Source organism: Chryseolinea sp. H1M3-3, assembly GCF_029360725.1.
Classification (GTDB): Bacteria; Bacteroidota; Bacteroidia; order Cytophagales; family Cyclobacteriaceae; genus Chryseolinea.
This window is the reverse complement of record NZ_JARKMY010000010.1, coordinates 960,640-974,120: the sequence shown is the minus strand read 5'-3', so window position 1 is coordinate 974,120 and position 13,481 is coordinate 960,640. Positions and strand designations below refer to the sequence as shown.

The following is a 13,481-nucleotide window of genomic DNA, read 5'->3' as shown; positions in this document are numbered from 1 at the left end:
AATTTTGGGACAGTACTTTTCAAGCAATATAAAAAAAGTCTTGATTCTTGCCCCGCATTTGGTACGCGCTAAGCTTCACGAACTTAAATTCTTTAATTTTGTTCTAACAAGTTAAAGCCAACTGATATGTTACAAGCTGTTCCAAAAAATATACACATTTACCTGGAGTCAAACCCCAATCCGAATTCTCTCAAGTTTGTTGTAAACGATATGCTCGTGCCGGACGGGTTAAGTTTTGATTTTCCAGACGCAGAGAGTACGTCCATATCACCATTGGCTAAGGAATTGTTCACTTTTCCTTTTGTAGAGCGCGTTTTCTTTGCCGGCAATTTTGTAACTGTTACGAAGAAAGAAGATCTGGAGTGGATTGAAATTCAAAATACACTCAAAGACTATATCAAAAAATATCTCGAGTCAGGAAAACTTATCATCGATATTAAAGACGAGGGCGAGACAATGCCGGTTGAAGAAGAAACCGAAGCCATCAAAAAGATTAAAACCATTCTAGAGGAATATATCAGGCCTGCAGTAGAGCAAGATGGCGGCGCTATCACTTACCATTCTTTTCAGGATGGTATCGTGAAAGTTAAGCTACAAGGCTCCTGCAGCGGTTGTCCATCTTCCATGATCACGTTAAAGGCAGGCATCGAGAATTTATTTACTCGGATGATGCCGGGTGAAGTTAAATCGGTTGAAGCCCTAAATTCTTAACAATAAGTATAACTAACCCCGCCCTCGCGGGGTTTTTCTATTAGCAGCGCACGGCATTATCGCGGGTTTAGTAAAATGGTCTACTGGAAAAGATTCTGGACAGCATTGGCAATATTTTTTTATGTTGTCATTCAGGCCTCATTTGCCCAGGAAAAAGAAGGAAAAGATAGTGTCGGTGTCCAAGGTGATACCATAGAAATAATCAAAATCGATACGACTAACAGAATTATCGACGCGGTAAAGGACACCAAATTAACCCAGGAGATTCTTAAAGGCGTTACCCGAAAACAAGAGCCAGAAGGCCAAGATATTCTTACTATCCGAAGTGAAGAAGCGTTCCTACCCTTTGAAGGAAAAATCATTCGCCAAGTATTGATCAATCATATAGACTTCGAGAGAAGCATTACTGATACGACCCAAAATATGAGAAATAGGTTGGTGAAGATTGGTAATACGTTGCATAACACATCCAAAGAATGGGTTATACGCGACCATGTGTTTTTTAAGGAGAAAAAACCGTTGAATGCTTATCTGCTAGCGGATAACGAGCGTTATATCCGTGATCTTGATTTTATTGTTGACGCCCGCATTATCGTAGTGCCTCTTTTGAGTACCCAAGATTCGGTAGATGTTCTTGTGGTTACCCGCGACGTTTTCAGTATTGGCGGCAGTTTTAACCCCCGCGGTGTTAACGAAACGAAGTTCAAAATTTATGATGCGAATTTTATGGGTTGGGGGCAGCGGTTACAATTCAATGGGCACTATGATCAAGACCGGAATCCAAACTTTGGCTATGAGCTTTACTATCGAAAGAGCAGCCTGGCCGGGAGCTTGATCAACGTTACGGCTGGATACACGCAGCTGAATACAGGAAGTAGTTATGGAAATGAGGAGGAATCTGCTTATTACCTGAATCTCGAACGACCGCTTGTGTCACCTTATTCTCGGCTGGCTGGCGGACTTGAATTTAGTCGCAACTGGTCAAAGAATTTTTATCAACTGGAAGAGTCTGTTTTTAGAAACTATCGTTACGAAATCAATGATCTGTGGCTGGGCTATAATATCGGGGCTCGGCAAAATCGCGGAGACAGAAGCCGGCACTTTGTTAGCGCGAGGATTTTTCAGCAGCATTTCTCGAAAAAACCGGTTCAAACGCAAGACTCATTAAATCCTGCTTTCAACAGTCGCACGTATTGGCTAGGCGCATTTACGTTTTTCAAGCAAGAGTTTTATAAAACACAGTTTGTATACGGGTTTGGACGAACCGAGGACGTTCCCTATGGGCATACAATGTCAATCCTGGCGGGTTGGCAAAATCTGTTGGACCTTAAACGGGCTTATATCGGCGTAGACGCTGAAAAATCTTTTGTGCATGCAGGTGGTAACTTCTACACCCTTTCGTTTCGGGTCGGAGGTTTCCCTTACCAAGGGAGATGGGAAGATGCAACCTTGCTGCTTTCCGGTAAGTTATTTAGTAAAATCAAGCACTATAAAAAATTTCTAATCAGGCAATCAGCAGATCTGGATTTTACATATGTGTTTAATCAACGTACGAATACGCTGTTAGATATTAATTCAAGTTTTGGGCTCGAAGGCTTTGTTGCCGATAGTGTTCTAGGCACTAAACGTCTGCATGCGCGCTATGAACTGGTGCTTTATTCCCCTTGGAAAATTTTAGGATTTAGACTGGCGCCCTTGGTCTTCGCCGATGTTGCAATCATAGCTCCCAGAAATAGAAATATATTTTACGATAAACCTTTTTTTGGAATCGGCTCAGGGGTGCGAACGAGGAATGAAAATCTGGTTTTTGGCACTGTTGAATTTAAGTTCTTCTATTATCCACATGTTGTGGAGGACATATCGCGATTCAAAGTTGGTGTTACTACTAATTTGCGTATAAAGTACAGCGGACGGTTTGTAAAGGCTCCATCTTTTATTCTCTACAATTAAAAAACTTACATGGCTGAGGGAGGATCGCATTTCTCATCTGGCTGGTGCCTTGTGGTTTATTCAATTTCTTATATTTGGTATCATCCTTAAACCATTATGAGAAAAGGTTTTGTTATCGCGAGCATCGCCGTAGTGCTTGCCATTTTAGTATGGGCATTTTTTTGGCGTTGGGCAGTGCTTTTGTTAGCCGTCGTTTCACCCTTCATTTATATGGGTGTCGCCGATATGGTTCAGACTAAGCAATCTATCAAAAGAAACTTTCCATTACTCGGGAGATTGCGATATGTGTTTGAAGATTTACGTCCTAAAATCCAGCAATATTTCGTTGAAAATGATACGGACGGCGCTCCGATTAACAGAAACGACCGTTCCGTAATTTACCAACGCGCCAAAAAACAAATTGATACCACACCTTTCGGAACGCAGCTTGACGTGTATGCCGAAGGTTATGAATGGATGAGCCATTCCATTGTTCCGTTAGATTTTCATGCGGTAGACCATCATCCACGGGTTTTGGTCGGAAGTAAAGACTGTAAGCAACCATATAGCGCCAGCATCCTGAATGTATCGGCGATGAGCTTTGGTTCTTTGAGTAGCCATGCCGTTGAAGCTTTAAATGCAGGAGCTAAGATTGGCTCATTTGCGCACAATACTGGTGAAGGTGGATTAAGCCCCTATCATCTTAAACAAGGGGGAGATATTATTTGGCAAATTGGAACTGGATATTTTGGGGCACGTGATGAGGAAGGAAAATTTTCACCAGAAGCATTTAGAAAAAATGCAAGTCGCCCCGAAGTAAAAATGATTGAACTAAAATTATCGCAAGGAGCAAAGCCAGGACATGGTGGTATTTTACCCGCAAAGAAAAATACGTCCGAGGTTGCAGCGATACGCCTTGTAAAACCTGGTACGACAGTATTTTCACCTCCTTTTCATAGTGCATTTTCAACGCCGAAAGAACTGATACAATTTGTTCAAGAGCTACGCGAATTATCGGGAGGAAAGCCGGTTGGTTTTAAGCTTTGCATCGGACGTAAAAGTGAGTTTATTTCAGTTTGCAAAGCTATGATTGAGCTGAATTTGTATCCCGATTTCATAACCGTCGATGGCGGTGAAGGTGGTACTGGGGCAGCACCTCCAGAGTTTTCCAATTTTGTTGGCATGCCATTACTTGACGGTCTCGCCTTTGTTGATAATATGTTAAAGGGCTTTGGCATACGTCATCAGATCAAAGTGGCCGCATCGGGGAAAATTTTAACAGGTTTTCAAATCCTCAGGGCAATTGCGCTCGGGGCCGACATGTGCAATAGCGCCCGCGCGATGATGATGGCATTAGGATGTATCCAGGCATTGGAATGTAACAAGAATACGTGTCCTGCGGGCGTTGCTACACAAGACCCTGCTTTGGTTGATGGACTAGTAGTGGATGATAAAAAGGTAAGAGTAGCAAACTATCATAAGAATACTATTGAAAGTTTTGTTGAACTCATGGCAGCAGCAGGCATCGACAGCCCTGGAAAATTGAACCGACACCAGATTAGCCGGAGGGTTTTTATGAATGATGTAAAGACCTTAGAGGAGATTTATCCGTCAATCGCTCCTAATTCTATGGTTTCTAACGCTGTGCCTGAGCGCTACAAAATGTCATTCGAATCCGCCAGTGCTGATAAATTTTAGTTTGTGAAGCCTGAAGATCCAGAATTAAACTGACAGGTATCAGAAATTAATTTGTGCTTGCAGTCTTAGTAAGTTGCCTTTCTGGAAATTCTCTTGCTTTATGAAATCTTCAAACCGGCGGGAGGAAATCGTATACATCGCTACAAGCTCAAACTGTTTTACGGGTTGCCATTCTACGCCTATTTCAAATTCGCGAACATTATAACTACGGGCATCCAGTTCATGCTTCTTACCTCCATCGTAATATTGAAAGCGTGTAAAGGGTATAAAGAACTGCTCTTTTTTTGTCTTTATTATATACGATAACGTGGCATATCCTCCATGGAGGCTTTTTACTTCAATCGAATCTGTTGCTTTGTTGAATTCTGGCCCTTTACCGATGTTATATTCCGCCTGGATACCAAAGGGTTTGGGATAAAGAATGAACGAAAGGGCTGCACGCTGATCGGTATAATTTAAATCCGTATTGGTCTTGATACCACTTGAAAGCTGATCCTTTGCTATTACATACTTACCGGTATAACCCTGGATGCCGGGTTCAATTATTTGGTTACCGATTTCCAATGGATAGCTGAACCTGGCTACGACATGAACTTGATTATTCAAATCAGATTTGTTTGCTGTCTGGCCATTAAATGCGCCAAAAGCAAAAACACCGTAATCGCCCGAACCTTTCAAGCCATCTCTAACAAGATCTGAAAGTAGTTTGCGTTTCCCTTCCGGTGCCCAATAGAAAAATCCACCCATATCCCGCTCGTTACTCAAAGCACTGTTCAACGCATCATTTCTGTCTAACGGCAAACGATTCTGACTGGATTGCATGTTTTCAAAACCAAAAGGCACTTTACTTTGACCTAACCGGATCCGAAATTCATTTTTCTCATCTAGGCCCAGGTCGAAGTATGCGTCGCGTAATTGGCCAAAATTGAGACCTGTAGAAGATGCGGAGCTAGCAAAGTCGGGCTGGATATAGTAATAAATCCGCTTGCTGATTTGTCCATAAAAAATAATACGTACGCGTCTCAGAAAGAAACCGCCGTTTCTACCCCAGCTTCTATCACATTGCTCGCATTTTAAATCTGGATTTGTTTCCAATAATCTGTTATAGCGTGCTTGAACATATCCACGAATTGTAAACGTGTCGAACCATTTCTTGGGGAGTTCCTGTTTTATTTCAGTCTGTTCTTGAGCAACACTTTGAGCGGCAAACATGTAAACAACGATTGCAACGGAAGCAAGTCTTTTAACTGCTAGTCTCATGTTCATCTTTAGCCAGGTTAGTTAGCGTTGTGTTAAGTACGTGTACCTTTTGTGTACACTTGTTTAGGCCGTAAAACAAGTAATAATTAATTAACGATTATTTAACCCAGGTTTAATTTAACACAAACTTAATATTAGGAATAGATACACTCGTAGGGAGCCCTTTACCTTTGCTGCGAAAATAAAATGGGTTATGAAACATATCATAAAGTGTCTGTCGATAGCATTGGCCATAATTATTGCAGCATGCGGCTCTAAAGGCACAAAAGAAAATAGTGAATCGCTGGAAGGTGAAATTAAAATAGACGGATCCAGCACGGTATATCCAATCACTGAAGCAATTGCAGAAGAATTTAGGATTAACCAGCCGGATATCCGGGTGACGGTGGGGGTTTCGGGAACCGGCGGAGGTTTTAAGAAATTTGGACGCGGAGAAATAGACATTAACAATGCATCTCGCCCAATAAAAGATCAGGAAGCCAAGACCTGTCAGGATAATAACCTAGGATTTACCGATTTAAAAATTGCTTATGACGGGCTGGCTGTAATTGTTAATAAGGAAAACAACTGGCTTCAGAATATTACAATTGAGGAGTTGAAGAAAATTTGGGAACCGGCAGCGCAGGGAAAAATTACGCGATGGAATCAAATACGCGCAGAATGGCCAGCCGACGAGTTTCGTTTATATGGTCCCGGTGTAGCGTCGGGTACTTATGATTATTTTACAGAAGTAGTTGTGGGCGAGTCTGGGTCCAGCCGCGGCGATTACACGGCAAGTGAAGATGACAATGTGTTAGTTCAGGGTATAATGGGAGATAAGAATGCGATCGGATTTTTTGGATATGCTTACTTTGTCGAAAATAGTGAGAGTTTAAAATTGATAGGTGTTGATAACGGTAAAGGTCCCGTGTTGCCCGACCCGGAAACGATTAGCAATGGAACTTATTCGCCACTATCTCGCCCGGTTTTTCTATATGTAAGTAATGCCTCAGCAAAACGTCCGGAAGTGGCTGCTTTTATTGATTTTTATCTGGAAAACGCGCCGACTATTGTGCCGGATGTCGGTTATGTTCCTCTGCCGCAAGCAGACTATCAGCAAGCCCTTCAAAAATTTTCATCGATAAAATAAGCTGCTCGTAATCATTTAAGGCAAGCAAATAAAGTGTGAAAAAATCAACCGAACGGCTCATAGAAGGTGGCCTGGCATTTAGCGGTCTGGTAACCGTGCTAACCACGTTGGCCATCATTTATGTACTGCTCTCAGAATCGTGGGGTTTCTTTCAGGAGGTTTCCCTGTTTAGTTTTCTTACCGATGTTGAATGGACTCCTCTTTTCACGAATAAACATTACGGTATTTTGCCTTTGCTATCGGGTACAATACTAACCACGTTAATTGCTTTATTGACAGCATTGCCTTTTGGCATAACGATATCAGTCTACTTGAGCGAATATGCGCCAAAAGGATTTCGCAAATCAATCAAACCCGCCTTGGAAACACTCGCGGCTGTCCCAACCGTTGTGTATGGTTTTTTTGCACTAACGGTAGTTACACCATTTTTACAATCATTTATTCCAGGTCTATCTACATTTAATGCTTTGTCTGCGGGTATTGTGATGGGCATCATGATCATACCTTTAATCTCTTCGTTAAGCGAAGATGCACTGCAAGCCGTTCCAAAATCTTTACGCGAAGCATCATTCGGTATGGGGGCCACACGTTTTCAAACTGCTTTTAAAGTAGTGGTGCCAGCTGCCTCCTCAGGCATCTTGGTATCCATCATTCTTGGGATTTCAAGAGCCATCGGTGAAACGATGGTTGTTGCTATTGCAGCAGGCCAGCAGCCCACCTTAACTTTTGATCCGCGCGACGCCGTAGAGACCATCACTGCATATATTGTTCAGGTGAGCCTTGGGGACGTGCAACATGGGTCACTTGAATATAAAACGATTTTTGCGGCTGGCATCTCACTGTTTGTATTCACGTTTTTACTGAACAATATCAGTTACAGGTTGAAGAAGAAATATCAGGAACAATATGAATAGTCTTCGAACAAACCGGTTGTTAGATACTTCCTTCAAATACGTTGGAATATTTGCCACGTTATTCGGACTTGTCATGCTGGCTATTTTCATTTTCAATATTCTTGGCGATGGTATAAGCCGGATTGATTGGGATTTCCTAACCAGTCTTCCTTCCCGTAGATCTTCAAAAGCAGGTATATTAACAGCCTGGACAGGAACAGCCTGGATCATGATGCTTACAGCACTAATAGCCATACCGTTAGGAATCTCTGCAGGTATTTATTTGCAGGAATATGGAAAGAAAAACAGGTTAGCAGCTATTGTAGAAGTAAATATTTCAAACCTGGCAGGAGTTCCCTCCATCATCTACGGATTGCTGGGCCTCGAAATTTTTGTGCGCACACTGAATATGGGAAGCAGTTTATTAGCAGGCGCATGTACATTGTCATTGCTTATTTTGCCGGTGATCATTGTTGCAACACGTGAAGCGCTCAAGGCGGTTCCAAATTCTTTAAGAGAAGCTTCGTACGGTATGGGTGCCACGAAATGGCAGACCATTTGGTATCAGATACTGCCTGCCGCTTCAGGAGGTATCATTACAGGGGTAATACTGGCGTTGTCCAGAGCCGTGGGAGAAACCGCACCACTTATTGTGATTGGGGCTTTGGCATATGTACCTTTTGTTGCACAGTCACCGCTTGATGAGTTTACTGTACTACCGATGCAAATATTCAATTGGGTATCCAGACCGCAAAAAGGATTTTTAGAAAATGGCGCAGCGGCAATTATCGTTTTATTGGCGATAACATTTTGCATGAACGGAATTGCCATCTATTTTAGAAACCGGTGGCAAAAGAAAATAAACTGGTAAAGTATGAAGCTCATCGAGGCGGACGACGTCAATGTTTATTATGGTGACAACCATGTATTGAAGGACATTTCTCTCAGTATAAAAGAAAATACAGTAACGGCATTTATTGGGCCATCCGGTTGCGGGAAATCGACATTCCTGAGAACTTTAAACAGGATGAATGATTACATCGACACCTTTCGGCTGGAAGGTAAAATAGAGATCGATGGAAAGAATATTTACGGAAAGAAAGTAAAGGTAGAGGAACTTCGTCAAAAGGTTGGCATGGTATTTCAGAAGCCTAACCCTTTTCCGAAATCAATTTTCGAGAATGTTGCTTATGGCTTAAAAATTCAAGGGAGTAATGACAAGGACCTTATTGCCGATCGTGTAGAAAAAAGCCTGAAACAAGCGGCCTTATGGGGTGAAGTGAAAGATATTTTGAACAAGTCAGCACTCTCTCTTTCCGGAGGACAACAACAACGTTTATGTATAGCGCGCACGCTTGCTGTCAAGCCATCTATTATTCTTATGGATGAACCAGCTTCTGCACTTGATCCAATTTCTACAGCAAAAATTGAAGAATTAATCTTCGAATTAAAAACCAAATATACCATCGTCATTGTTACGCATAATATGCAGCAAGCGGCACGGATTAGCGAAAGGACTGCTTTTTTTTATCTTGGCAACCTGGTGGAATATGATAAAACATCGGAGATTTTTACTAACCCCAAGCATAAACAGACCGAAAATTATATTACCGGGAGATTTGGATGAGGAAAAAGTTTTTTAATAACTTATAAATATTTGCAATTACACAAATCATGGCAGCACCAGTTGAATCAGAAATCCACGCGTTGAAAGAAAATCTTCTGGATATGATTGATTTGGTAGAGAATCAATTAACGCATTGCCGGGAGGTAATTAAGAAGAAAGATGTTGATTTGGCAGAAAGAATTATTGAAACCGAAAAGAAAATAAACGCTCAAGAGTTAGCCATCGATAAAGATTGCGAGAATATAATTGCTTTGCATAACCCTATGGCTACTGACCTCCGGTTTGTTTTAGCTACAATCAAAATAAGTAATGACCTTGAACGTATTGCCGACAACGCTTCGAGCTTTGCCAAATTTCTAAAAAAACATGTTAAAAATGTAAACGAGGATTTCTTTCATCAGTTTCATATTGATAAAATGCTTGACGTGTGCATTGTGATGATGAAGGATATGCATGAGGCTTTGAAAAAAGAAAATACAAAGTTGGTACGAAAAGTTTTTTCAAAAGATGAGGCGCTCAATGAAATCAATAAAAGGTCGGTTAAAATTGCTTCCAGTTTGTTGAAAGAGTATCCAGATGATCATGCTATTATCCTGAGGCTGTTCTCCATCGTAAGAAATCTGGAACGTGTAGGCGACCTGACGAAGAATATCGGGGAAGAAATTGTATTTCACATTGAGGCCCGTGTGCTAAAACACCAAAAGAAGATATAATTCCTAGCGTTCACCCTTTCTGCCTGACAACTTCATACAATGCAATTCCTGCGGCAACGGAGACGTTGAGGGAACCAATTTTTCCCTTTAACGGAATTCGGGCAAGTTCATCAGCCTGACGTAAAAGATTGTCGGAAATGCCGTCTTCTTCCGATCCCATAATAATTGCAATCGGGCCGGAGAGATTAAGCTGATAAATACTCCGTTCTGTCTTTTCGGTGCAGGCGAGGACACGAATACCATTGTCATGAAGTAGCTGGATAGTCTTTTTCAAATCTTTTTCTTTGCAAACAGGCAAATGATTTAAAGCGCCGGCGGAAGTTTTCATGGCGTCACTGGTAATGGGCACGCTTCCTTTCTCGGGAATGATTATTCCATCAACACCAGCACATTCGGCAGTGCGTACGATTGCTCCAAAGTTTCGAACATCTGTAATGCGATCAAGGATAAGTAAAAACGGCTCGCGGCCGTCGTTGTATGCTTTAAAAATTAAATCATCAACAGACGAAAACGATACGGCGGAAAGGAGGCAAATAACACCTTGATGATTTTTTGAAGACATTCGCTTCAATTTTTCAGCAGGTACATATACCACAGGAATATTATTGCTGCGTGCTACACCGATCAATTCTTTGACTAGATCGTTTGTCAACCCGGACTGGATTATAACTTTGTCGATCTCTTTCCCAGCAGCAATAGCTTCCATTACGGCCCGGGTACCGTAGATCATGTCGGATTTTTCCATTCTGAAAAAGGTACGACGGTTAAACTAGTTTATCAATTTCCTCGGCAAGCTTCCGGTCTTTTTCGGTCACAATGTTTCCGGCGTCGTGCGTTGAGAGCTCGAACGTTACTTGGTTCCATGTGTTAGTCCAGGTAGGATGATGGTTCATTTTTTCCGCAACGATAGCCACCTTGGTCATAAAGCCGAAGGCTTCAGTAAAATCTTTGAAAGTGAAGACCTTCTTTAGCTTGTTATTTTCTGTTGTCCATTTCATACACTTAGTTTTAAGTCTACTAGATACAAAATTTTGATCATCGTAATTTTGAAAGGATAAACTTTCAACAAGCTCGTGGCAAGAATGGTCACAGCGCAACGATACCTTCAATTTTTGCAGCTTGTATGTAGATATCCAGCACGGCGTCACCAGACTGCATCACCATCTCAACGGTTACACTTTTATAATTGCCTCGCTTGGATAATTTCTCCACACTGGAATGAAACGGGAAGAGTTGTTTTACCTCTTCCTCTTTACCTGTGGGCACAATAAATTTAAAAACGTAAAGTGCGGGCCATGTATAATGTTGGTCCAGTTTTTCACGGAAAGAATCTATCCAGTTCTGATCCATAAAAATTAAGTGGCCACATCCCTCAAGAAATTGAAAGATGTGGCCACCAGGTAAAAGAGGTTAATAAAATTTGTAGCGCTCGTCTACAACGTCTGCCTGCTCTTTAATAGCTTCAGCAATTCCCATGCTGCTACGATTTGTATTTCCTTGCTCGAGTTGAGTTTTGTACGTGCTGTAATCGGTAATGGCAGGAGCGATTGTCTTGTTGAGCATTTCAATCATTACAACGCCGTTTTCGCCTGCGTGCGGTTTTGACCGCTTTCCATTGTCAAGTGAGAAGGCAAGACCTACTGCGACCGGATCAAATCCTACCGTGGGCAATTGATTGCTGCTCAATTTTAAATCGCTGCTGGAATATACATTAGCGTCTTGCCCATAACCAGTTTTAATTTCATCGAGTGATCCTTTGAGCCCAGCCAGCTTTTCGATTATTTGTTTGCTTTTCAGTTCATTCCGAACCGCAGGAGTTATTTCCTCTTTCACAGTTTCTAAAGGTTTATAACCCTTCTTTATTTCTCCAGTCATGATCGCAACAACGTTTTGGTCTTGCAGATCAAATACTTGTGAGATCTTACCATCGGAAGCATCTCTGAACAACCACTGCACTACCGGCCGCGCTTCACCCATGGTTCCAATCCGGCGGTCGCCAGCAACGATATTTTTTGCTTCCATTACAACAAGTCCTTGTTCCTTAGCCCGTGACTCAAAGTCTTCAAGATCCGAAATATCACTTGCAAAAGCCTCAGCTTTACGGAAGGCCTCATTTAACGTGGCATCACTTGGCGTAATTGCACGCTCGATGACCGCGACGTTGTAAGCGGTATTGTCTTTTACGTTGGTAACGTCGATGAGGTGATAACCATACTCTGTCTCAACCAAGTTATTCAAAAGCCCAGGCTTCGTAGCTGAAAAGACAGCAGTTTCGAAAGGCTTAACCATTTGGCCACTGGAAAACCATCCAAGATCGCCACCCCGCGATGCCGTTCCATCCGTACCAAACTCGCGTGCTTTTGCTGCAAAATCGGCACCGTCCTTAATGTCTTTTAAAATTTCTTGAGCCTTATCTCTGGCTTCTTTTTTTGCGGTCTCGCTTGTATCGTTCCATTTAATTAAAATATGGCGGGCTCTTGCGCTGTAAACCGTATCCTTAAAAATCCGGGAGATTTTCACGACTTTATAAGTTTCACCATCGAGGAATGGACCAAATACTTTTCCCTGAACGAGGCTGTCTTTATTGATGAACGGAGGAAGTGTTGAAGGTGTATATTTCCCATAGGGGTTTTGGCCTTCTGAGTTGGCAGCTGCATACGTTGAATCATCCTGCGCTGTTTTTAATTCAACTGCATACCGCTCTAAATCTTCACGAGCGGCAAGCGTGTCCTCTTTTGAAGGTTCTACAGAAATACTAACGTATTTAATATCCCGACTTGCTTCGGTCTTGTAACGTTCAATGTTTTTGTTGTAATAGGCTTTCAATGCATCATCGGTAACCTTTACAGCAGAATCGCTCACAGCATAATATGGCACGTACAGATATTTGATTTCGGCAACATCAGTCTGGTTATGATATTCTCTTTCGGTTTCGGCCTTAGTGATATAGTTACTTTTGATAAGCAGATTTTCATATTTAATGCGTTCACGACCAGGCTTCAGATCACGTTGGAAAAGCTCCCAGCGAACACGGGCATCTGAATTAGGTGGCATGGTCTTCAATTGGTTGATATAAGTGCCAAGCTTGCTGCGATCAAATTCACCAGTGGAAGGATCGGTAAATGCTTGTTTAAGGTTCTCATCCACATTTCTGCCGGAGATCATATCCACCAGTTCATCTTCCGTAACGGCAATGCCAACTTTTTCAAATTCAGCCTGAATAGCATAACGAGCAATCAAAAGATCCCAAGCTTGCTGACGTACAGCTGGCATCTCACGCTCACCAGGTTCCCTGCCTAATTGCAAATAATAACTTGCCTCCCGTTCGCGAATAGTCGATTGGAATTCGTCGTACGAGATGTCCCTGCCTGCAATTTCCCCAACATTATTTCGACCCCAATTCAAAATTGAAGAATTACCGCTAAAAATATCGCCAAGAATAAATGCTGCGATTGCCACAAACACGAATACCACAACCCAGGTACCCATTTTATTGCGCAAAGTTCCAATCAATGCCATAA

At 42.0% G+C, this 13,481-nt stretch carries 13 protein-coding genes; 8 read left to right on the top strand and 5 right to left on the bottom strand.

Translation table 11 applies throughout. The annotated features are described in order from the left end of the window. The first annotated feature begins 126 nt into the window (after window positions 1-126). The 3 genes from P2W71_RS20925 (at window position 127) to P2W71_RS20915 (ending at window position 4,338) form a co-directional block, all read left to right on the top strand. Window positions 127-711: a NifU family protein gene (locus tag P2W71_RS20925; protein ID WP_276373281.1), complete on the top strand. Its 585-nt coding sequence runs from the start codon at window positions 127-129 to the stop codon at window positions 709-711. Between the two features lie 75 nt (window positions 712-786). After that, complete coding sequence (locus P2W71_RS20920; RefSeq protein ID WP_276373280.1) at window positions 787-2,661, top strand: hypothetical protein; 1,875 nt, start codon at window positions 787-789, stop codon at window positions 2,659-2,661. A gap of 96 nt (window positions 2,662-2,757) precedes the next feature. Further along, window positions 2,758-4,338 carry an FMN-binding glutamate synthase family protein gene (locus P2W71_RS20915; RefSeq protein ID WP_276373279.1) on the top strand — a complete coding sequence of 527 codons (1,581 nt, stop codon included), beginning with the start codon at window positions 2,758-2,760 and terminating at the stop codon, window positions 4,336-4,338. 39 nt (window positions 4,339-4,377) lie between these two features. Here P2W71_RS20915 and P2W71_RS20910 read toward each other — a convergent pair whose 3' ends face one another. Further along, window positions 4,378-5,598 (bottom strand): porin, encoded by a 1,221-nt coding sequence (locus tag P2W71_RS20910; RefSeq protein ID WP_276373278.1) that lies wholly within the window; start codon window positions 5,596-5,598, stop codon window positions 4,378-4,380. Between the two features lie 193 nt (window positions 5,599-5,791). Here P2W71_RS20910 and P2W71_RS20905 point away from each other — a divergent pair, with 193 nt between their 5' ends. From P2W71_RS20905 to phoU, 5 genes are read left to right on the top strand one after another with little or no spacing between them, the layout of a single operon-like run. Then, entirely contained in the window at window positions 5,792-6,727 is a 936-nt protein-coding gene (locus P2W71_RS20905) for a PstS family phosphate ABC transporter substrate-binding protein (RefSeq protein ID WP_276373277.1), read from the top strand. A gap of 35 nt (window positions 6,728-6,762) precedes the next feature. Next, on the top strand, window positions 6,763-7,641 hold the full coding sequence (gene pstC / locus P2W71_RS20900; protein ID WP_276373276.1) for a phosphate ABC transporter permease subunit PstC: 879 nt from the start codon (window positions 6,763-6,765) through the stop codon (window positions 7,639-7,641). After that, entirely contained in the window at window positions 7,634-8,491 is an 858-nt protein-coding gene (gene pstA, locus P2W71_RS20895; protein WP_276373275.1) for a phosphate ABC transporter permease PstA, read from the top strand. Before pstC ends, pstA begins: the two co-directional genes overlap by 8 nt. Window positions 8,492-8,494: 3 nt before the next feature. After that, entirely contained in the window at window positions 8,495-9,247 is a 753-nt protein-coding gene (pstB, locus tag P2W71_RS20890) for a phosphate ABC transporter ATP-binding protein PstB (protein ID WP_276373274.1), read from the top strand. Between the two features lie 47 nt (window positions 9,248-9,294). Then, window positions 9,295-9,960: a phosphate signaling complex protein PhoU gene (gene phoU / locus P2W71_RS20885; RefSeq protein WP_276373273.1), complete on the top strand. Its 666-nt coding sequence runs from the start codon at window positions 9,295-9,297 to the stop codon at window positions 9,958-9,960. A 10-nt stretch (window positions 9,961-9,970) separates the two neighbouring features. Here the strand turns inward: phoU and rlmB are convergent, their stop codons facing one another. The 4 genes from rlmB to P2W71_RS20865 all read right to left on the bottom strand — a co-directional run bounded on the left by rlmB (window position 9,971) and on the right by P2W71_RS20865 (window position 13,479). Continuing rightward, window positions 9,971-10,705: a 23S rRNA (guanosine(2251)-2'-O)-methyltransferase RlmB gene (gene rlmB, locus P2W71_RS20880; protein WP_276373272.1), complete on the bottom strand. Its 735-nt coding sequence runs from the start codon at window positions 10,703-10,705 to the stop codon at window positions 9,971-9,973. A 19-nt stretch (window positions 10,706-10,724) separates the two neighbouring features. Beyond that, window positions 10,725-10,958 carry a 4a-hydroxytetrahydrobiopterin dehydratase gene (locus tag P2W71_RS20875; RefSeq protein ID WP_276373271.1) on the bottom strand — a complete coding sequence of 78 codons (234 nt, stop codon included), beginning with the start codon at window positions 10,956-10,958 and terminating at the stop codon, window positions 10,725-10,727. A gap of 88 nt (window positions 10,959-11,046) precedes the next feature. Then, window positions 11,047-11,310: a DUF493 family protein gene (locus P2W71_RS20870; protein ID WP_276373270.1), complete on the bottom strand. Its 264-nt coding sequence runs from the start codon at window positions 11,308-11,310 to the stop codon at window positions 11,047-11,049. A gap of 60 nt (window positions 11,311-11,370) precedes the next feature. Then, a complete protein-coding gene (locus tag P2W71_RS20865) occupies window positions 11,371-13,479 on the bottom strand; it encodes a peptidylprolyl isomerase (RefSeq protein WP_276373269.1) in 2,109 nt (702 codons plus the stop codon). Window positions 13,480-13,481: the final 2 nt, after the last annotated feature.

Excerpts from the sequence above, each read along its gene's own strand:
- pstA (WP_276373275.1), top strand. The coding sequence starts at position 7,634 with ATGAATAGTCTTCGAACAAACCGGTTGTTAGATACTTCCTTCAAATAC.
- P2W71_RS20925 (WP_276373281.1), top strand. The coding sequence starts at position 127 with ATGTTACAAGCTGTTCCAAAAAATATACACATTTACCTGGAGTCAAAC.
- P2W71_RS20865 (WP_276373269.1), bottom strand. The coding sequence starts at position 13,479 with ATGGCATTGATTGGAACTTTGCGCAATAAAATGGGTACCTGGGTTGTG.
- rlmB (WP_276373272.1), bottom strand. The coding sequence starts at position 10,705 with ATGGAAAAATCCGACATGATCTACGGTACCCGGGCCGTAATGGAAGCT.
- P2W71_RS20910 (WP_276373278.1), bottom strand. The coding sequence starts at position 5,598 with ATGAGACTAGCAGTTAAAAGACTTGCTTCCGTTGCAATCGTTGTTTAC.
- phoU (WP_276373273.1), top strand. The coding sequence starts at position 9,295 with ATGGCAGCACCAGTTGAATCAGAAATCCACGCGTTGAAAGAAAATCTT.
- P2W71_RS20905 (WP_276373277.1), top strand. The coding sequence starts at position 5,792 with ATGAAACATATCATAAAGTGTCTGTCGATAGCATTGGCCATAATTATT.
- P2W71_RS20870 (WP_276373270.1), bottom strand. The coding sequence starts at position 11,310 with ATGGATCAGAACTGGATAGATTCTTTCCGTGAAAAACTGGACCAACAT.
- P2W71_RS20915 (WP_276373279.1), top strand. The coding sequence starts at position 2,758 with ATGAGAAAAGGTTTTGTTATCGCGAGCATCGCCGTAGTGCTTGCCATT.
- pstB (WP_276373274.1), top strand. The coding sequence starts at position 8,495 with ATGAAGCTCATCGAGGCGGACGACGTCAATGTTTATTATGGTGACAAC.
- P2W71_RS20920 (WP_276373280.1), top strand. The coding sequence starts at position 787 with ATGGTCTACTGGAAAAGATTCTGGACAGCATTGGCAATATTTTTTTAT.
- P2W71_RS20875 (WP_276373271.1), bottom strand. The coding sequence starts at position 10,958 with ATGAAATGGACAACAGAAAATAACAAGCTAAAGAAGGTCTTCACTTTC.